At 71.6% G+C, this 17,789-nt stretch carries 15 protein-coding genes, 1 tRNA gene and 1 pseudogene; 7 read left to right on the top strand and 10 right to left on the bottom strand.

All coding sequences use genetic code 11. The features are described from left to right. The first annotated feature begins 26 nt into the window (after positions 1 to 26). A complete protein-coding gene (locus tag AB0D44_RS01155; RefSeq protein WP_362582548.1) occupies positions 27 to 1,169 on the top strand; it encodes an acyl-CoA dehydrogenase family protein in 1,143 nt (380 codons plus the stop codon). An 83-nt stretch (positions 1,170 to 1,252) separates the two neighbouring features. Here the strand turns inward: AB0D44_RS01155 and AB0D44_RS01150 are convergent, their stop codons facing one another. From AB0D44_RS01150 to AB0D44_RS01125, 6 genes are all read right to left on the bottom strand, one after another. Then, positions 1,253 to 1,597 carry a rhodanese-like domain-containing protein gene (locus AB0D44_RS01150; protein ID WP_362582545.1) on the bottom strand — a complete coding sequence of 115 codons (345 nt, stop codon included), beginning with the start codon at positions 1,595 to 1,597 and terminating at the stop codon, positions 1,253 to 1,255. Between the two features lie 80 nt (positions 1,598 to 1,677). Further along, the gene (locus tag AB0D44_RS01145) at positions 1,678 to 2,493 is read right to left on the bottom strand and encodes a J domain-containing protein (protein WP_362582542.1); all 816 of its coding nucleotides are present in this window, start codon (positions 2,491 to 2,493) and stop codon (positions 1,678 to 1,680) included. A gap of 50 nt (positions 2,494 to 2,543) precedes the next feature. Further along, positions 2,544 to 3,944 carry a DUF2252 domain-containing protein gene (locus AB0D44_RS01140; RefSeq protein WP_362582539.1) on the bottom strand — a complete coding sequence of 467 codons (1,401 nt, stop codon included), beginning with the start codon at positions 3,942 to 3,944 and terminating at the stop codon, positions 2,544 to 2,546. Between the two features lie 51 nt (positions 3,945 to 3,995). Continuing rightward, complete coding sequence (locus tag AB0D44_RS01135; RefSeq protein WP_362582536.1) at positions 3,996 to 4,655, bottom strand: response regulator transcription factor; 660 nt, start codon at positions 4,653 to 4,655, stop codon at positions 3,996 to 3,998. Between the two features lie 8 nt (positions 4,656 to 4,663). Continuing rightward, positions 4,664 to 6,334 (bottom strand): histidine kinase, encoded by a 1,671-nt coding sequence (locus AB0D44_RS01130; RefSeq protein ID WP_362582847.1) that lies wholly within the window; start codon positions 6,332 to 6,334, stop codon positions 4,664 to 4,666. A gap of 298 nt (positions 6,335 to 6,632) precedes the next feature. Continuing rightward, positions 6,633 to 6,715: transfer RNA gene (locus AB0D44_RS01125), tRNA-Leu, on the bottom strand. Positions 6,716 to 7,007: 292 nt separating this feature from the next. On the opposite strand from AB0D44_RS01125, the gene AB0D44_RS01120 reads away from it, so the two are divergent. From AB0D44_RS01120 to pknB, 6 genes are all read left to right on the top strand, one after another. After that, positions 7,008 to 7,853, top strand: a complete 846-nt coding sequence (locus AB0D44_RS01120; RefSeq protein WP_362582533.1) for a DUF3662 and FHA domain-containing protein — start codon at positions 7,008 to 7,010, stop codon at positions 7,851 to 7,853. Between the two features lie 10 nt (positions 7,854 to 7,863). Further along, on the top strand, positions 7,864 to 8,361 hold the full coding sequence (locus AB0D44_RS01115) for an FHA domain-containing protein (protein WP_215145016.1): 498 nt from the start codon (positions 7,864 to 7,866) through the stop codon (positions 8,359 to 8,361). A gap of 138 nt (positions 8,362 to 8,499) precedes the next feature. Beyond that, positions 8,500 to 9,960, top strand: a complete 1,461-nt coding sequence (locus AB0D44_RS01110) for a PP2C family serine/threonine-protein phosphatase (protein WP_362582530.1) — start codon at positions 8,500 to 8,502, stop codon at positions 9,958 to 9,960. 31 nt (positions 9,961 to 9,991) lie between these two features. After that, on the top strand, positions 9,992 to 11,416 hold the full coding sequence (locus AB0D44_RS01105) for an FtsW/RodA/SpoVE family cell cycle protein (RefSeq protein ID WP_362582527.1): 1,425 nt from the start codon (positions 9,992 to 9,994) through the stop codon (positions 11,414 to 11,416). Then, complete coding sequence (locus AB0D44_RS01100) at positions 11,413 to 12,876, top strand: penicillin-binding protein 2 (RefSeq protein WP_362582524.1); 1,464 nt, start codon at positions 11,413 to 11,415, stop codon at positions 12,874 to 12,876. The genes AB0D44_RS01105 and AB0D44_RS01100 overlap by 4 nt, the downstream gene beginning before the upstream one ends. Before the next feature lie 197 nt (positions 12,877 to 13,073). Further along, on the top strand, positions 13,074 to 15,095 hold the full coding sequence (gene pknB, locus AB0D44_RS01095; protein WP_362582521.1) for a Stk1 family PASTA domain-containing Ser/Thr kinase: 2,022 nt from the start codon (positions 13,074 to 13,076) through the stop codon (positions 15,093 to 15,095). A 234-nt stretch (positions 15,096 to 15,329) separates the two neighbouring features. Here the strand turns inward: pknB and AB0D44_RS01090 are convergent, their stop codons facing one another. From AB0D44_RS01090 to AB0D44_RS01075, 4 genes and pseudogenes are all read right to left on the bottom strand, one after another. Continuing rightward, positions 15,330 to 16,064 carry a class E sortase gene (locus AB0D44_RS01090; RefSeq protein WP_362582519.1) on the bottom strand — a complete coding sequence of 245 codons (735 nt, stop codon included), beginning with the start codon at positions 16,062 to 16,064 and terminating at the stop codon, positions 15,330 to 15,332. A gap of 13 nt (positions 16,065 to 16,077) precedes the next feature. Continuing rightward, positions 16,078 to 16,773 (bottom strand): annotated as a pseudogene (locus AB0D44_RS01085) (class E sortase); the annotation flags it as partial. Between the two features lie 134 nt (positions 16,774 to 16,907). Next, on the bottom strand, positions 16,908 to 17,546 hold the full coding sequence (locus AB0D44_RS01080; protein WP_362582516.1) for an aminodeoxychorismate/anthranilate synthase component II: 639 nt from the start codon (positions 17,544 to 17,546) through the stop codon (positions 16,908 to 16,910). Then, entirely contained in the window at positions 17,543 to 17,719 is a 177-nt protein-coding gene (locus AB0D44_RS01075) for a hypothetical protein (RefSeq protein ID WP_030011120.1), read from the bottom strand. Before AB0D44_RS01075 ends, AB0D44_RS01080 begins: the two co-directional genes overlap by 4 nt. Between the last annotated feature and the right edge of the window lie 70 nt (positions 17,720 to 17,789).

Below are 17,789 nucleotides of genomic sequence, written 5' to 3'. Positions count from 1 at the left end.
GTCAGATCAGAACGGGAGGACCGGCAGTGGACTTCACCTTCACCGAGGAGCAGCAGGCGGCCGTCGAGGCGGCGAAGGCCGTCTTCGCGGACGTCGCGCCCGACGGGGTGCCCAGCCCCGCGCTCACCCCCGGGGCCGTCGCCGACGACTTCGACCGCCCGCTGTGGGCCAGGCTCGCCGGATCCGACCTGCTGGGCCTGGTCCTCGCCGAGGAGCACGGCGGCGCCGGCCTCGACACCATCGCCCTGTGCCTGGTGCTGCGCGAGGCCGCGAAGGTACTGGCCCGGGTTCCGCTGCTGGAACACTGCGCCACCGCCATGGCCGTACAGGCCCACGGCAGCCCCGAACTGGCCGCCGCCCTGCTGCCCGGCGCCGGGCGCGGCAGCCTCGTCCTGACCGCCGCCGCCCACGGCCGCTCCGGCCACGACCCGGCCGAACTCGCCGTCACCGCCCGCCGCGAGGGGGACGTCTGGATCCTCGACGGCACGCAGACCGCCGTCCCCTGGGCGCAGAGCGCCGACTGGATCGCCGTACCGGCCCACACCGGCGAGGGCGAGGCCGTCCTCGCGCTCGTCCCGCGCACTGCCGACGGCCTGGCCCTCGCCGAGCAGGTGTCCACCAGCGGGGAGCGACTCGCCGAACTGGCCCTGGACGGCGTACGGGTGGCGCCGACCCATCTCATCGAGACCCCGGAGGCCTGGGAGCGGCTGCGCCAGCTCCTCACCACCGGAACCTGCGCCCTCGCCCTCGGCCTCGGCGAGGCCGTCCTGGCCATGACCGGCCAGTACACGGGCAAGCGCGAGCAGTTCGGCTTCCCGGTGGCCACCTTCCAGGCCGTCGCCGTCCAGGCCGCCGACCGCTACATCGACCTGCGCGCCATGGAGGTCACCCTCTGGCAGGCCGCGTGGCGGCTCGACGCGGCGACCGGCGGCGCCGGCGGCCCGCTGCCGAGCTCGGGGGACGTCGCGGTCGCCAAGATCTGGGCCTCGGAGGGCGTGCGCCGGGTCGTACAGACCGCCCAGCACCTGCACGGCGGCTTCGGCGCCGACACCGACTACCCGCTGCACCGGTACCACGCGTGGGCCAAGCAGCTGGAACTCCAGCTCGGCCCCGCTGCCGCCCACGAGGAGGCCCTGGGCGACCTGCTGGCCGCCCACCCCCTCGCCTGAGACCCGAAAGGGCCCGAGGCGCCCGTGCGGCCTGTGGGACCCGTGGGGTCCGTGGGACCCGAAGGGCCAGGCGAGCCCTCGGGCTACAGCACGAAGGCCGGGTTCCCGTTGTCCGTCACCATCGGGCGCCCGGCCCGTTCCCAGGCCTGCATCCCGCCGTCGACGTTCACGGCGTCGATCTCCTGGCGCACCAGGTACTGGGTGACCTGCGCGGAGCGCCCGCCGACCCGGCACATCACGTGCACCCGCCGGCCGTCCTCCACGGCCTCGGTCAGCTCGCCGAAGCGGGCCACGAAGTCGCTCATCGGAATGTGCAGAGCGCCCTCGACATGCCCGGCCGCCCATTCGTCGTCCTCGCGGACGTCCAGGACAAAGCCTTCGGAGGGCACCGCGGCGGCGTCCACCGAGGGAAGCGGTCCGAAGTTCATACGTCGCCTTCTCTCATCACGGATCTGACGTCCAACCTATCCGACCCGCCCGGCCCCGCCGGGCGGCCCTGCGGCCCGCATCACCCCTCGGCGAGCGCGGCCGCCAGCTCCGCCTCGCGCTCGGCGACCCGCGCCAGCAGCTGCTCCGCGATCTCCTCCAGCAGCCGGTCCGGATCCTCGGGGGCCATCCTCAGCATCGAACCGATCGCGCTGTCCTCCAGCTCCTTGGCCACGAGCGACAGCAGCTCCTTGCGGCGCGCCAGCCACTCCAGCCGGGCGTACAGCTCCCCGCTCTCCTCCGGCTCCGCCCGCTCCGGCGCGGGACCGGCCTCCCACTCCTGGGCGAGCTCGCGCAGCAGCTGCTCCTCGCCCCGCCCGTACGCGGCGTTGACCCGCGCGATGAAGGCGTCGCGGCGCGCCCGCTCGGCCTCGTCCTGGGCGAGGTCCGGGTGGGCCCGGCGGACCAGCTCGCGGTAGAGGCGGCGCACCTCCTCCGAGGGCCGCACCCGCTCCGGCGGCCGCACGGGCCGCTCGGTGAGCATGGCGGCCGCGTCGTCGCCGAGCCCGTCCGAGCCCATCCAGTCGTGGAACAGCTCGTCCACCCCGGGCATCGGCATGACCAGCGAGCGGGCGTCCCGCGCCCGGCGCAGGTCCTCCGGGTCCCCGGTGCGGGCCGCCTTCGCCTCGGCGATCAGCGCGTCGAGCTCGTCGAGCCGCGTGTACATCGGGCCGAGCTTCTGGTGGTGCAGGCGGGAGAAGTTCTCCACCTCGACCCGGAAGGTCTCCACCGCGATCTCGAACTCGATCAGCGCCTGCTCGGCAGCCCGCACGGCCCGCTCCAGGCGCGCCTCGGGACGTTCGTCGTCGGGAACCGTGTGTTCGGTCTGCTCGCTCACCCGGCCAGCCTACGGCCCGGCGGGGCGGGCGCCCCGCCGGGCCGAACGGCTCAGACCCCGGACTCCGCCGCGATCCGCCCGCCCCGCACGGCCGCCACCAGATCGGCGTGGTCGGCCTCGGTCCGGTCCGCGTACGCCACCGCGAAGGCGGCCATCGCCTCGTCCAGCTCCTCGTTCTTCCCGCAGTAACCGGCCAGCAGCCGGGGATCGACGCTGTGCGCGTGCGCCCGGGCCAGCAGGGCCCCGGTCATCCGCCCGTAGTCGTCGAGCTGGTCGGCGCTCAGCGCCGCCGGGTCCACACTGCCCTTGCGGTTGCGGAACTGGCGCACCTGGAAGGGCCTCCCCTCCACCGTGGTCCAGCCCAGCATGATGTCCGACACCACCTGCATCCGCTTCTGCCCGGCCACCACCCGGCGCCCCTCGTGCTCCTCCGGCGGCGAGACGAACCCCAGCGCGGGCAGGTGCGGCAGCAGCACCGAGGGGCGCGCCTCCTTCACCTGGAGCACCAGCGGCTCGCCCCGGTGGTCCAGCAGCAGCACCACGTACGAGCGCGTGCCCACGCTCCCCGTCCCGACCACGCGGAAGGCCACGTCGTGGATCGCGTACCGGGCCATCAGCGGCCGCCGGTCGCCCTGGAGGGTCTGCAGGTACGGGCCCAGCGAGGCCGCCACGACCGCGGCCTCCGCGTCCCCGACCCGGCGCAGCACGGGCAGCGCGTCCACGAAGCGCCGGCCGCCGTCCGCGCCGGCCTCCGTCGACTTCGCGGCGAACCGCGCGGAGGTGTTGTTGCGGGCCTTCTCCGCGACCTGCTCCAGGGTCCCCAGCAGGTCCCGGGCATCGGTGTGCGAGACCAGTTCCTCGTCGGCGATGGCGTTCCACGCGTCCATGGCGGGCAGCCGGGACAGCAGCCGCATGGTCCGCCGGTAGGCGCCCACCGCGTCCAGCGCGGCCGCCCGGCTGGCGTCCTCGCCCGCACCCGCCACCCGGCCGGCCAGCACCAGTGAGGTCGCCAGCCGCTTCACGTCCCACTCCCACGGGCCGAAGACGGTCTCGTCGAAGTCGTTCAGGTCGATGACCAGCCTGCCCCGCGCGTCCCCGTACAGGCCGAAGTTCGCCGCGTGCGCGTCGCCGCAGATCTGCGCGCCGACCCCGGTCACCGGCCCGCCGGACAGGTCGTGGGCCATCAGCCCGGCCGCGCCCCGCAGGAACGCGAAGGGGTTCGCCGCCATCCGCCCCACGCGTATCGGCGCCAGCTCGGCGACCCGGCCGACATTGGACTCCTCCACCGCCCGCACCGCGTCCGGCCGGTCCGCCGGCGCCTCGAAGACGGCGTGCGCCGCCCGGGGCACACGACGGCGCAGCGCCTTGCCCTCCTGCTTGGGCGAGCCGTCCGCCACCCGCGGTGCGAAGCCCGCCACCTCCGGGATCCGCTGTCCCACAACCGCCGCCATGCGCGCCGCCCCCACCCGTACGTTGATCGCCGTCGAACGGGCTGACCGTATCTACAGCCCGGCGTCCCTGGCCAGCAACGCCGCCTGCACCCGGTTGTCGCAGCCCAGCTTCGCCAGGATCCGGCTCACGTACGTCTTCACGGTGGCCTCGCTCATGTGCAGCCGCCGCCCCGCGTCCGCGTTCGACAGGCCCTCCCCCAGCAGCGCGAGGACCCCGCGCTCGCGCTCGCTCAGCTCCGCCACCTGCCGCCGTGCCTCCTCGCCCCGGACGACGGCCTTCCCCGACGCCAGCTGGTCGACCACGTGTCTGGCCGCCGCCGGCGAGAGGTACGCATCGCCCGCCGCGGCCGCCCGGACGGCGCCTATCAGCTCACCGGGCGCCGAGTCCTTCAGCAAGAACCCCGCACCGCCCTCGCCCAGTGCCCGCAGCACGTTCCCCTTCTCCCCGAAGGTGGTCAGGATCAGCGCCCGGACCTCCGGCGCGGCCCGCCGCAGCTCCCCCAGCGCGGTCAGCCCGTCCATCACCGGCATCTGGATGTCGAGCAGCACCACGTCGGGGGCGTGCGCGCGGGCCAGGTCCACCGCCTCGCGGCCGTTCGCCGCCTCCGCCACCACCTCGATGTCCGGGGCCGAGGTCAGGATCATCCTGATCCCCGCCCGGATCAGCGGCTCGTCGTCGGCGATCACCACGCGGATCACTTCGGCTGTCACCCGTGCTCCTACTGCTTGACCTCGTAAGCCTGCTTGTCCACGAGCCGTCCGTCCTTGAAACAGAACCGGTAGATCAGGTCCGTCCCCAGCGCCCCCGGCTGGTCCTTGGCCAGCAGCGCCAGACAGTCCGAACCCTCCGGCCGCGGCGGTCCCTTGCGGTCGGCCCCGGCCGTCAGGAAATTGTCGCCGCTCGGCAGCCGGTCCCGCACGGCCGGCTCCGGTTCTCCCACCCGCACGGCGTCGAAACCGGACCGGTCCAGCATGGAATCGCCCATCGAGCCCACCACCAGCAGCATCCCCGCCCCGAGCACGATCACCAGGAGCACCACCGCGGCGAAGGCGATGCCGCAGCCCAGCGCGAACCCGCCGGCCCGGCTGCGCCCCCGGACGGCGAGCTCCCGGTCCACCGCCGCCCAGTCCATCGGCGGGGCGCCCCGCAGGCCCCACGCCTGCGCCTGCTGCCCGAAGTCGTCCGCCACGTCCGCCACCCCCGCGGGCTCCGCCCCGTAGGGCAGCACCCCGGCCACCCGGAAGCCGCCGTCCTCGGTCCCGCCGGCGTGCACCATCCCGCCGACCAGCCGCGCCCGCTCGCGCAGCCCCGTCAGCCCCTGCCCGCCCGACACCACCTCGCCGGCCCCCGGACCGGCCGCCGGCCCGTTGGCGATCTCCACGACCAGCGAGTCGTCCTCGTAGCGCAGTTCCACCGTGATGGGCGCCCCCGGAGCGTGCTTGTACGCGTTCGTCAGGGCCTCCTGCACGATCCTGTACGCCGCGTGGTCGCAGGCGGGGGCCAGCGGCCGCGGCTGACCCGAGGCGGACATCCGCACGTCGGTCCCCGCGCCCCGCGCCGCCTCCACCACCCCCGCGATCCCGGCCACCCCGCGCGCCGCCGGCTGCGCCGCCTCCTCCTGCGGGACGGGCGCCTCGACCCCGTCCCGCAGGATCCCCACGACCTCGCGCAGTTCGTGCATCGCCGCCACCGAGGCCTGCCGCAGCACTCCCACGGCCTCGCGCTGACGGTCGGTGAGCTCCGGATCCACCTCCAGCGCACCGGTGTGCACGGAGATCAGCGCCAGCTGGTGGCCGAGGCTGTCGTGCATGTCTTGGGCGATCCGCTGCCGCTCGCGCAGCCTGGCCTGTCCGGCGACCATGGCCCGCTCCCGCAGCAGCTGACCGTTGCGCTCCTGGAGCGCGCCCAGCAGCGTGCGGCGCTGCGACCAGTACCGGCTGGCCAGACCGGGCATCACGATCGTCGCCAGGAACATCAGCGTGGAGAACACGACCACCAGCAGCGGCCGCATCTGCTCCCACTCGTGCAGCACGCCGAAGCCGAGCGCCGCGACGAACGCCAGCGTGAAGGCCGCCCCCGCCCGTCCGACGCCCACGATCCGGCGCCCGGCGGACCAGCCCAGCAGGCTCGTCACGAGGAACGACCCGGGCAGGTACACGCTCACCGCGGAACCCAGGACCAGCGTCGCCGCCGGCAGCCTGCGCCGCAGCAGGGTGAGCAGGACCACGGTCGCGGCGCTCGCGAGCATCCGCTTGCCGGAGCCGTGGTCGAGCTCCTCGACGCCCAGGCCGAGCAGCGCCAGCACCCCGGCGATCGCCAGGTCGCCCGCGAGCATCCGCCGGGTCCAGGGCTCCGGCCCCCTCAGCCAGTCCCAGCCCGCCCGCGTCATCGCCTTCGCATCCACGCGCCCGACCCTAGACACCCCCGCACACCGCCGGCCGCCCTCTTTCGTCGCGGCCCGCGCGACGAAAGTCGGACGCCCGACGTGAACGACGTGTCCTGGATCACTCCTTGGCCGGCCGACGCGTGACGTCCCGCACCGGACACGGCAGTTGATCTCCACAAAACCCGCAACGCCAGAACGCCGGACCCCGGCAACGCCGGTTCGCGGGTACGAGGGTTCGCGGGAACGCCGGAAACACGAAACGGCCGCCACCGCTTTCGCGATGACGACCGTTCCGTCGATGTGGGCGAGGGGGGATTTGAACCCCCACGTCCCGAAGGACACTGGCACCTGAAGCCAGCGCGTCTGCCGTTCCGCCACTCGCCCGAGCAGCGTCCCAGTGGTTCTTCCCTTTCGGGCCGTTCCCCTGGCGACGTCGAAACATTAGCACGTCGGACGGGGTGGAATCACATCGCTTTCCCCGGACCCCCGTCGCCCGCCGTGGACGGCCCCTCCCGCACTCCGCTCCCGGTGCGGGACACTGTCCCTGAGGCCCCCCTACGATCCTTGTGAGGACCAACACTCGTCCTCACAGGACCGATGGGGAACCACCCGAATCCGCCACGCGTGGATACGATCAGTAAGCAGTACAGGGCGACAGCGACGGAGGAGGTGCCCCATGGGAGTTCTGAAGCGGTTCGAGCAGCGACTCGAAGGTCTGGTGAACGGCACCTTCGCCAAGGTGTTCAAGTCCGAGGTCCAGCCGGTGGAGATCGCCGGAGCCCTCCAGCGGGAGTGCGACAACAACGCCACCATCTGGAACCGCGAGCGGACCGTCGTCCCCAACGACTTCATCGTGGAGCTCAGCGCCGGCGACTACGAGCGCCTGAGCCCCTACTCCGGGCAGCTCGGCGACGAGCTCGCGGGCCTCGTCCGCGACTACGCCAAGCAGCAGCGCTACAGCTTCATGGGCCCCATCAAGGTCCACCTGGAGAAGGCCGACGACCTCGACACCGGCCTCTACCGGGTCCGCAGCCGCACCCTCGCCGCCAGCACCTCCCAGCCGCAGCCGCCCCAGGGCCGGCCGCAGGGCGGTCCGGCAGGCCAGGCCGGCCAGGGCGGCTACGGCTACCCGCCGGTCGCCGCCCCGCCCATGCCCAGCGCCCCGCCCCCCGGCGGACCCGGCGCCAGGCGGCCCGCGGGCGGGCCCGGCCCGGCCGCCCCCGTACCGGCCTCCGGCGGCCCCAAGCGCCACTGGATCGAGATCAACGGCACCCGCCACCAGATCTCGCGCCCCACGCTCGTACTCGGCCGAAGCACCGAAGCCGACGTGCGGATCGACGACCCCGGCGTATCGCGCCGGCACTGTGAGATCCGGACCGGAACGCCCTCGACGATCCAGGATCTCGGGTCCACCAACGGCATCGTGGTGGACGGGCAGCACACCACCCGCGCTACGCTCCGCGACGGCTCGCGGATCGTCGTGGGCAGCACGACCATCATTTACCGGCAAGCCGAAGGGTGAAGCGGGGGCAATGTCAGAGCTGACCCTGACGGTCATGCGGCTGGGTTTCCTAGCCGTTCTGTGGCTGTTCGTCATCGTGGCCGTCCAGGTCATCCGCAGCGACCTCTTCGGAACGAGAGTCACGCAGCGCGGCTCCCGCCGCGGCGGCGCGGGCACCGCCCCGCAGCAGGCCGGCCGGCAGGCCGCGCCTCCGCAGCAGCGCCAGCGCCGCGGTGCGCCCACCAAGCTCGTCGTCTCCGAGGGCACCCTCACGGGAACCACGGTGGCCCTCGCGGGCCAGACGATCACCCTGGGCCGCGCCCACGACTCCACCATCGTGCTGGACGACGACTACGCGTCCAGCCGCCATGCCAGGATCTACCCCGACCGTGACGGCCAGTGGATCGTCGAGGATCTCGGGTCCACCAACGGCACGTATCTCGACCGGACCCGGCTGACCACCCCGACGCCCATTCCGCCGGGCGCCCCGATCCGCATCGGCAAGACCGTCATCGAGCTGCGGAAGTAGTACGAGAATGAGCGAGCGGAGCGAGCACGCGGCGGCGATCCGTCCCACCGAGGACACGGACACGCGCGCGCTCCCGACCGGAGGGTGGGCAGTGTGGCTCGAGACCGGTTGTACCCGGAGCCGACCGGCGAGGTGCGCATGAGTCTGTCCCTGCGGTTCGCCGCCGGATCGCACAAAGGCATGATCCGCGAGGGCAACGAGGACTCCGGCTACGCCGGGCCCCGTCTCCTCGCGATCGCCGACGGCATGGGAGGCCAGGCCGCCGGCGAGGTCGCCAGCTCCGAGGTGATCTCCACCCTCGTGCAGCTCGACGACGACGTCCCGGGCTCCGACATCCTCACCTCCCTCGCCACCGCCGTGCAGCGCGCCAACGACCAGCTGCGCGTCATGGTCGAGGAGGACCCCCAGCTCGAGGGCATGGGCACCACCCTGACCGCCCTGCTGTGGACCGGACAGCGCCTGGGCCTCGTCCACGTCGGCGACTCCCGCGCCTACCTGCTGCGCGACGGCGTCCTCACCCAGATCACCCAGGACCACACCTGGGTGCAGCGCCTCGTCGACGAGGGCCGGATCACCGAAGAGGAAGCCACCACGCACCCGCAGCGCTCGCTGCTGATGCGGGCGCTCGGCAGCGGCGACATCGTCGAGCCCGACCTCTCCATCCGCGAGGTCCGCGCCGGCGACCGCTACCTCATCTGCTCCGACGGCCTGTCCGGCGTGGTCTCCCACCAGACCCTCGAAGAGACCCTCGCCGACTACCACGGCCCCCGCGAGACCGTGCAGTCCCTGATCCAGCTCGCCCTGCGCGGCGGCGGACCCGACAACATCACCTGCATCGTCGCCGACGTCCTCGACACCGACAGCGGGGACACCCTCGCCGCCCAGGTCAACGACACCCCGGTCGTCGTCGGCGCGGTCGCCGAGAACCAGCACCAGCTCTTCGACGGCGGCAACGCCATGCAGACCCCGGCCGGCCGCGCCTCGGGCCTCGGCCGCCCGGCCGCCCCGCCCGCCGGCGCCTTCGGCCCCCCCGGCAGCGGCGACGCCACCGGTTACGGGTACGCCGAGCAGGGCCAGAGCGGCGGCGCCTACGGCAGCTTCGGCGAAGCCGAGGCCTACGACGGCGACTCCGAGTACGAGGACACGTACGACCACCCCCGCAAGCACCGCGGCAAAGGGCGCAAGTGGGCCACCCGCACGCTGACCCTGCTCCTGGTCGCCGGCGTCGTCGGCGGCGGCCTCTACGCGGGCTGGCGCTGGACCCAGACCCAGTACTACGTCGGCGTCAAGGGCGAGCACGTCGCGCTCTTCCGCGGCATCAGCCAGAAGCTCGGGCCGCTGGAGCTCTCCAAGGTGGAGACCGACCGCCCCGACATCGAACTGAAGTACCTCCCGCCCTTCAAGCGCAAGCAGGTCGAGGCCACCATCAGCGAAGGCAGCCTCGACGGCGCCCGCGAGAAGCTGGACGACCTGGGCGTGCAGGTCTCCGCCTGCAAGAAGGACGAGGAGCGCCGGGCCGCCGAGGCGCAGAACCAGACACCCGGCTCCACTCTGACTCCTGCGGAGCAGCAGGTGGTCAGCCTGTGCGGAAAGCAGTAGACACCCGCGGGCACAGGGGGCCTGCCACACCATGAGCGTTGTCACCAACACGACCACCATCGGCGCCATCGAGCTGCCGAGCCGGCGGAACACCGAGCTGATGCTGCTCGGCTTCGCCGTGTTCATCCCGATCTTCGCCTACGCCAACGTGGGCCTCGCGATCAACGGCAGCCTGCCGCCCGGCATGCTGCTCTACGGCCTGGGCCTCGGCGCCCTCGCCGGGATCGCGCACCTCGTCGTGCGCCGGTACGCGAAGTACGCCGACCCGCTGCTGCTGCCGCTGGCCACCCTCCTCAACGGGCTCGGCCTCGTGCTGATCTGGCGGCTCGACCAGTCCGAGCGGCTGCAGAACCTCGCCAAACGCTCCTTCGGTGCCTTCTCCCCCTCCGCACCCCGCCAGATGATGTACACGGCGCTCGCCATCGCCCTGTTCGCCGCGGTGCTGCTCATCCTCAAGGACCACCGCGTCCTGCAGCGCTTCACGTACATCTCCATGGCAGGGGCCCTGATCCTGCTGATCCTGCCCGTCATCCCGGGCCTGGGCGCCGACGTCTTCGGCGCCAAGATCTGGATCAGCGTCGGCGGCTTCTCCATCCAGCCCGGCGAGTTCGCCAAGATCGTCATCGCGATCTTCTTCGCCGGCTACCTCATGGTGAAACGTGACGCCCTGGCCCTGGCCAGCCGCCGCTTCATGGGCCTCTACCTGCCGCGCGGCCGCGACCTCGGCCCGATCCTGATGATCTGGGCGATGAGCCTGCTCGTCCTCGTCTTCGAGAACGACCTCGGTACCTCGCTGCTCTTCTTCGGCATGTTCGTGATCATGCTGTACGTGGCCACCGAGCGGACCAGCTGGATCGTCATCGGCCTGCTCATGTCGGTCGGCGGCGCCGTGGTCGTGGCCAGCTTCGCCAGCCACGTGAAGGCCCGCGTCACCGCCTGGCTCGACCCCTTCGCCTGCTACAGCACCTCGGGCGCCTGCGAGCAGGTCGGCCAGTCGATCATGAGCTTCGGCTCCGGCGGCGTCCTCGGCGCCGGATGGGGCCAGGGCAACTCCGACCTCATCGGCTTCGCCGCCAACTCCGACTTCATCTTCTCCACCGTCGGCGAGGAACTGGGCCTCACCGGCGTGATGGCCTTCCTCCTGCTCTACGGCCTCATCATCGAGCGGGGCGTCCGCACCGCCCTCGCCGCCCGCGACCCCTTCGGCAAGCTCTTCGCCATCGGCCTCTCCGGCGCCTTCGCCCTCCAGATCTTCGTCGTCGCCGGCGGGGTCATGGGCCTCATCCCCCTCACCGGCATGACGATGCCCTTCCTCGCGTCCGGCGGCTCCTCCGTCCTCGCGAACTGGATCCTCATCGCCATCCTCATCCGGATCAGCGACACCGCACGCCGACCTGCGCCGGCCCCCGCCCCGTCCCCCGACTCCGAGATGACCCAGGTGGTCCGCCCGTCATGAACAAGCCCCTGCGCCGCATCTCGCTGTTCTGCGGGCTGCTCGTCCTCGCGCTGCTGATCCGGACCAACTGGCTGCAGTACGTCCAGGCCGAGGAACTGAGCACCCGCAAGGAGAACCGCCGGGTCCAGATCGCCCAGTACGCCACCGAGCGCGGCAACATCATCGTGGCGGGGGAGCCGATCACCGGCTCGAAGGTCACCGACGGCAGCGACTACAAGTTCAAGCGCACCTACATGAACGGCGAGCTCTGGGCCCCGGTCACCGGTTACGCCTCGCAGGCCTACGGCTCCACCCAGCTCGAGTCCCTCGAGGACGGCATCCTCACCGGCAACGACGACCGGCTGTTCTTCGACCGCACCATCGGCATGTTCACCGGGGAGAAGAAGCAGGGCGGCAACGTCGTCACCACGCTCAACCCCGACGCGCAGAAGGCCGCTTTCGAGGCCCTCGGCTCGAAGAAGGGCGCGGCCGCCGCCATCGACCCGCGCACCGGCGCCATCCTCGCCCTGGTCTCCACCCCCTCGTACGACCCCTCCCGCTTCGCCGGCAACTCCAAGGACGACGAGAAGGCCTGGGTCGAGCTCAAGGACAGCGAGGACAAGAACCTCGTCAACCGCGCCCTGCGCGAGACCTACCCGCCCGGCTCCACCTTCAAGGTGGTCACCGCGGCCGCCGCTCTCGAGCACGGCGTGGTCCAGGACATCAACGCTCCGACGGACACCCCGGACCCGTACTTCCTGCCCGGCACCCGGACCGAGATGGTCAACCACGCCAAGGGCTGCAAGGAAGCGAGCCTCAACGACGCCCTGAAGGTCTCCTGCAACTCCGTCTTCGCGAACCTGGGCGACAAGGTCACCCGCGACAAGATGGTGGAGACCGCGGAGAAGTTCGGCTTCAACAACGACAAGATCGACATCCCGGTCCGCGCCTTCGCCAGCGTCTACGACAAGAAGATGGGCAAGGACGGCAACGCCCAGAGCTCCATCGGGCAGTTCAACACCGCCGCCACCCCGCTGCAGATGGCGATGGTCACCGCCGCGATCGCCAACGACGGCAAGCTGATGAAGCCGTACATGGTCGACCAGCTCACCGCGCCCAACCTCGACATCATCGAGAAGCACTCGCCGCAGGAAATGAGCCGGCCCCTCTCCGCCGCCAACGCGCAGAAGGTGCAGGAGATGATGATCAACGTCGTCGAGAACGGCACCGGCACCAAGGCCAAGATCAAGGACGTGAAGGTCGGCGGCAAGACCGGCACCGCCCAGCACGGCGAGGGCAACAAGAAGCGCCCCTACGCCTGGTTCATCTCCTACGCCGAGAACCCGGACGGCACCTCGCCCGTCGCCGTCGCCGTCGTCATCGAGGACAGCAGCGCCGACCGCGAGGACATCAGCGGCGGCGGTCTCGCCGCCCCGGTCGCGAAGGCCGTCATGGAAGCCGTACTGAAGAACAAGGGATGACCCAGGGATGACGGACCGCCGGAATCACGTGATCCACGTCACTGATACCGGCCGGATCCGAGCGTACGGTACCGGTCCAGTATCAGCCTGTGGCCGCGAACCGATCACAGACGATCGGCCGGTAGCCTTTGCGCGAACAGCACACCGCCGGACCACACACAGGTGCGGTCGGGACTGACGGAGAGGGCTGCAACGTTATGGAAGAGCCGCGTCGCCTCGGCGGCCGGTACGAGCTGAGCCACGTGCTCGGCCGTGGTGGCATGGCCGAGGTCTACCTCGCCCACGACACCCGGCTCGGCCGTACCGTCGCCGTCAAGACCCTGCGTGCCGATCTCGCCCGCGACCCGTCCTTCCAGGCCCGGTTCCGGCGCGAGGCCCAGTCGGCCGCGTCGCTGAACCATCCGGCGATCGTCGCCGTCTACGACACCGGCGAGGACTACGTCGACAACATCTCCATCCCGTACATCGTGATGGAGTACGTCGACGGGTCCACCCTGCGCGAACTGCTGCACTCCGGGCGCAAGCTGCTGCCCGAGCGCACCCTGGAAATGACCATCGGCATCCTCCAGGCCCTCGAGTACTCGCACCGCGCCGGCATCGTGCACCGCGACATCAAGCCCGCCAACGTGATGCTGACCCGCACCGGCCAGGTCAAGGTCATGGACTTCGGCATCGCCCGCGCCATGGGCGACTCCGGCATGACCATGACGCAGACGGCCGCCGTCATCGGCACCGCCCAGTACCTCTCCCCGGAGCAGGCCAAGGGCGAGCAGGTCGACGCGCGCTCCGACCTCTACTCCGCCGGCTGCCTGCTCTACGAGCTGCTCAGCGTGCGGCCCCCGTTCGTCGGCGACTCCCCCGTGGCCGTCGCCTACCAGCACGTACGGGAAGAGCCGCAGCCCCCGTCGAACTTCGACCCCGAGATCACGCCCGAGATGGACGCCATCGTCCTCAAGGCACTGGTCAAGGACCCCGACTACCGCTACCAGTCCGCCGACGAGATGCGCGCCGACATCGAGGCCTGCCTCGACGGCCAGCCGGTCGCCGCCACCGCCGCCATGGGCGCGGCCGGCTACGGCTACCCGCACGACCAGGGCGGCTACGGGCACCAGGGCTACGACCAGCCCACCACCGCCCTGCGCACCACCGACGCGGGCCAGACCTCGATGATGCCGCCGACGCCCCCGGGCGACGGCGGGTACGGGTACGGCGACCAGGGCCACGGCGGCTACGACCAGGGGCCGCACCGCCGCCAGAAGAAGAGCAAGGCGTCGACGATCCTGCTCGTGGCGGCCGGCATCCTCGTCCTGGTCGGCGCGATCCTGATCGGCCGCTCCCTCTTCAGCAGCACCGCCGACAACCGCCCCAGCGTGCCCAAGCTCATCGGCTCGACCCTCGAGCAGGCGCAGAGGAGCGGCGAGAACGTCGGCCTCAAGGTGGTCAAGGGAGCCGACGCACCCTGCGAGGACCAGCCCAAGGGCAACGTCTGCAAGCAGGACCCGGCGCCCGACACCAAGGTCGCGAAGGACTCCACCGTCACGGTGACGATCTCCTCGGGCGCCGCGAAGGTTCCGGTCCCCAACGTCGTCAACCTCACGTACGAGGACGCCGAGAAGGCCCTGAAGGAAAAGGGCTTCCAGGTCGACCGCAAGCTCCAGGAGTCCGAGCGCGCCCCGGGGACCGTCCTCGACCAGAACCCGAAGTCGGGCGAGGCCGAGAAGAACTCCGTGGTCACGCTGACGGTCGCCAAGGAGCAGTCCAAGTCGGTCGTCCCGGACCTCAAGGGCAAGACCAAGGAAGACGCGGAGAAGGCGCTCAAGGCCGTCAACCTCAAGCTCGGCAGCGTGACGGAGGTCGACGCCCCCGGGGCCGCCCCGAAGACCGTCATCGACCAGCAGCCCCAGGCGGGCTCGCAGCTGGAGGTCGGCAAGACGGTCAACGTCACCATCGCCAAGTCCGCGCAGCAGGTCCAGGTCCCGAACCTGCTGGGCAAGACGGTCAAGCAGGCCAAGGCGGAACTGGCCTCCAGGGGCCTGGTCTTCGGCGCCGTACTCTCCGGCCCGACGGACGACAGCGCCCGCGTCCTGTCCTCGGACCCGGCGGCCGGCCAGCCGGTCCCCACGGGCACGGTGATCAACGTGATGACCATGGCGGGCCAGCAGGACGGCGGCAACAACGGCGGCAACGGCGGCTTCTTCGGAGGCCTCGACGGCCGCTGAGCCGCCCCGGCGATGACTGCGGCCCCTCTCCTCTGGGAGAGGGGCCGCAGTCATGTGGCGCCGGTGGTGAACCGGATTGCCGTGAGCAGCGCAGTTCCCTGCAGTCACCCGGGCTCCACCGGGCCGGTGCGGCACCCTGCGCGGCCACCTGCGCCGGTATCCGGAGGACTTGACCATCGGGGGCCCGGGGAGGCGTCACGGCCGTCCACAGGGGCCTGGTGGAGGCGTGGAGGATCAGCGCAGCTCCGCCGGGGGCGTCCGCTTCGCGTCCACCTTTTCCGTGCGGACCAGTTCGCCCCACACGATGTACCGGTACTTCGACGTGTAGACCGGCGTGCAGGTCGTCAGCGTGATGTAGCGGCCCGGGCCCGTCTTGCCCGACTCCTTCGGGACCGGGCTGATCACGTCCACGTTGTACTTCGACGTCTGGCGCAGCTCCGCGAAGACCTTGTAGACGTACCAGGTGTCCTTGGTCTCGAAGACGATCGCGTCGCCGTTGCCCAGCTTGTCGATGTTGTGGAACTTCGCGCCGTGGCCGTCCCGGTGCGCGGCGAGGGAGAAGTTGCCCTTCTCGTCCCACGGCAGGGCCGACTTCACCGGCTCCGTGTAGTAGCCCGCGACGCCGTCGTTCAGGATCTGCGGGTCCGTGCCCCGCTTGACCAGCACCTCGCCGTTCTCCATCGCCGGGACGTGCAGGAAGCCGACGCCGTCCTTGGTGTCCAGCGCCCCCGGCTCCGCGGCCTTCGCCGGCTCGCTGCCCGGCGTCTGCCACTGCCGGCGGATCTGGTCGCCCCGCGCCGACGCCTGCCGGTCCGCGAGCACGTTCGTCCACCACAGCGAGTACGCCACGAACAGGGCCAGCACCAGCCCCACCGTGATCAGGAGCTCGCCCAGCAGGCTCAGGAACCCGGCGAACACGCTGCGGCTGCCGGCGGGCGGTGCCGCGGCGCGGCGGCGGGCACGAGACACTGCTGATTCGTCCTTAACTGGTCAGCGCGGGCGGAGCACCCTGGCTGCGGGGGCGTTCGTCGACCATCCTGCCCCATACGACCATGCGGTAGGTGCTGGTGAACTCGGGTGTGCAGGTCGTCAGCGTGATGTAGCGGCCGGGAGCGGTGAACCCCGAACCCTCCGGCACCGGTTTGATCACCGCCACGTTCGTCGGCGGGGTCTGCGCCAGGGTCGAGGTCATCTCGTACGTGTAGTACGCGTCGCGCGTCTCGACGACGACGGGATCCCCCGGCACCAGCCGGTTGATGAAGCGGAAGGGCTCCCCGTGGGTGTTGCGGTGGCCCGCCACCGCGAAGTTCCCCTCCTTGTCCGCCGGCATCGCCGTCTTCAGCGCGCCCTCTCCGTAGTGGCCGACCATCCCCCGGTCCAGCACCTTCGGCTTGCTGATCCCCTCCGCCACCGGAACCTTCACGTCCAGCTTCGGGATGTGCAGGATCGCGAAGCCCTGGCCGGGTTCGAACGCCGTCACGGGCGGCGGCGCGGCCGTCGCGCCCGCGTCCGTGCCCGCGTCCCGCTGCCAGGTCTGCTCGAGCGTGCCCGCGGCGCCGTCCGCCGTCCGCTCCGCGACGATGTTCGTGTACCAGAGCTGGTAGGCGACGAACAGCAGCATCACCAGGCCCACCGTGATGAACAGCTCCCCGCCCAGCCGGCTCGCGACGATGAGCGGTCCGCCCGACGCCGGCCGCCTGCGCCGCCGTCCGCCCCGCCTCCGGGAGTTCCGGGCGGCCCGCTTCGCGGCCTCCTGTGCTGCCCTGCGCCGCGCGGCCCGGCCCCCGGTGGGCGCGGACGGCGCGAGCGCGGTCACGCGACGGCCTTGCCCACCACCGGGGCCAGCCCCACCGAGCGCTCCACGGCGCCCGCGTCACCGCACCGCACCAGCCAGTTCGCGAGCATCCGGTGGCCCCACTCGGTCAGCACCGACTCGGGGTGGAACTGGACGCCCTCGACGTCGTGCTCGCGGTGGCGCAGACCCATGATGATCCCGTCCTGCGTGCGCGCCGTGACCTCCAGCGCCCCGGGCAGGGTCTGGGGCTCGGCGGCCAGGGAGTGGTACCGGGTCGCGGTGAAGGGAGAGGGCAGGCCCTCGAACACGCCCAGGCCCTCGTGGACCACCGGCGAGGTCTTGCCGTGCAGCAGCTCGGGCGCCCGGCCCACGACCCCTCCGTACGCGACCGCCATCGACTGCATGCCGAGGCACACCCCGAAGACCGGCACGCCCGTGTCGGCGCAGTGCCGGACCATGTCGACGCAGACCCCCGCCTCCTCCGGCGTGCCCGGCCCCGGGGAGAGCAGCACGCCGTCGAAGCCGTCCTGCGCGTGCGAGAGCTCGACCTCGTCGTTGCGCAGCACCTCGCATTCGGCGCCGAGCTGATAGAGGTACTGGACCAGGTTGAAGACAAAGCTGTCGTAGTTGTCCACAACCAGAATGCGCGCGCTCACGGAGTGGCTCCCGATCCCTCGTCCACGGTCACATCGTTGAACGGCAGGAGCGGCTCGGCCCACGGGAAGACGTACTGGAACAGCACGAACACCACCGCGAGGACCAGTACGAGTGAGATCAGCGCGCGTACCCACGCGTTGCCCGGCAGATGCCGCCAGATCCAGCCGTACATGCCGCCTGTTTCCTTTTCGTCCACGTTCGTCCACGCACCGCAGGGGCGGTACGCCAACAGACTAAAGCCA

This window comes from Streptomyces sp. NPDC048349 (assembly GCF_040651925.1).
Classification (GTDB): Bacteria; Actinomycetota; Actinomycetes; order Streptomycetales; family Streptomycetaceae; genus Streptomyces.
Note: the sequence above shows the minus strand (reverse complement) of the source record. Positions and strands in the feature narration are given on the sequence as shown.

Coding starts and splice junctions, on each gene's coding strand:
- AB0D44_RS01130 (WP_362582847.1), bottom strand. CDS start 6,334: ATGACGCGGGCGGGCTGGGACTGGCTGAGGGGGCCGGAGCCCTGGACC.
- AB0D44_RS01110 (WP_362582530.1), top strand. CDS start 8,500: ATGAGTCTGTCCCTGCGGTTCGCCGCCGGATCGCACAAAGGCATGATC.
- pknB (WP_362582521.1), top strand. CDS start 13,074: ATGGAAGAGCCGCGTCGCCTCGGCGGCCGGTACGAGCTGAGCCACGTG.
- AB0D44_RS01150 (WP_362582545.1), bottom strand. CDS start 1,597: ATGAACTTCGGACCGCTTCCCTCGGTGGACGCCGCCGCGGTGCCCTCC.
- AB0D44_RS01075 (WP_030011120.1), bottom strand. CDS start 17,719: ATGTACGGCTGGATCTGGCGGCATCTGCCGGGCAACGCGTGGGTACGC.
- AB0D44_RS01120 (WP_362582533.1), top strand. CDS start 7,008: ATGGGAGTTCTGAAGCGGTTCGAGCAGCGACTCGAAGGTCTGGTGAAC.
- AB0D44_RS01100 (WP_362582524.1), top strand. CDS start 11,413: ATGAACAAGCCCCTGCGCCGCATCTCGCTGTTCTGCGGGCTGCTCGTC.
- AB0D44_RS01140 (WP_362582539.1), bottom strand. CDS start 3,944: ATGGCGGCGGTTGTGGGACAGCGGATCCCGGAGGTGGCGGGCTTCGCA.
- AB0D44_RS01115 (WP_215145016.1), top strand. CDS start 7,864: ATGTCAGAGCTGACCCTGACGGTCATGCGGCTGGGTTTCCTAGCCGTT.
- AB0D44_RS01105 (WP_362582527.1), top strand. CDS start 9,992: ATGAGCGTTGTCACCAACACGACCACCATCGGCGCCATCGAGCTGCCG.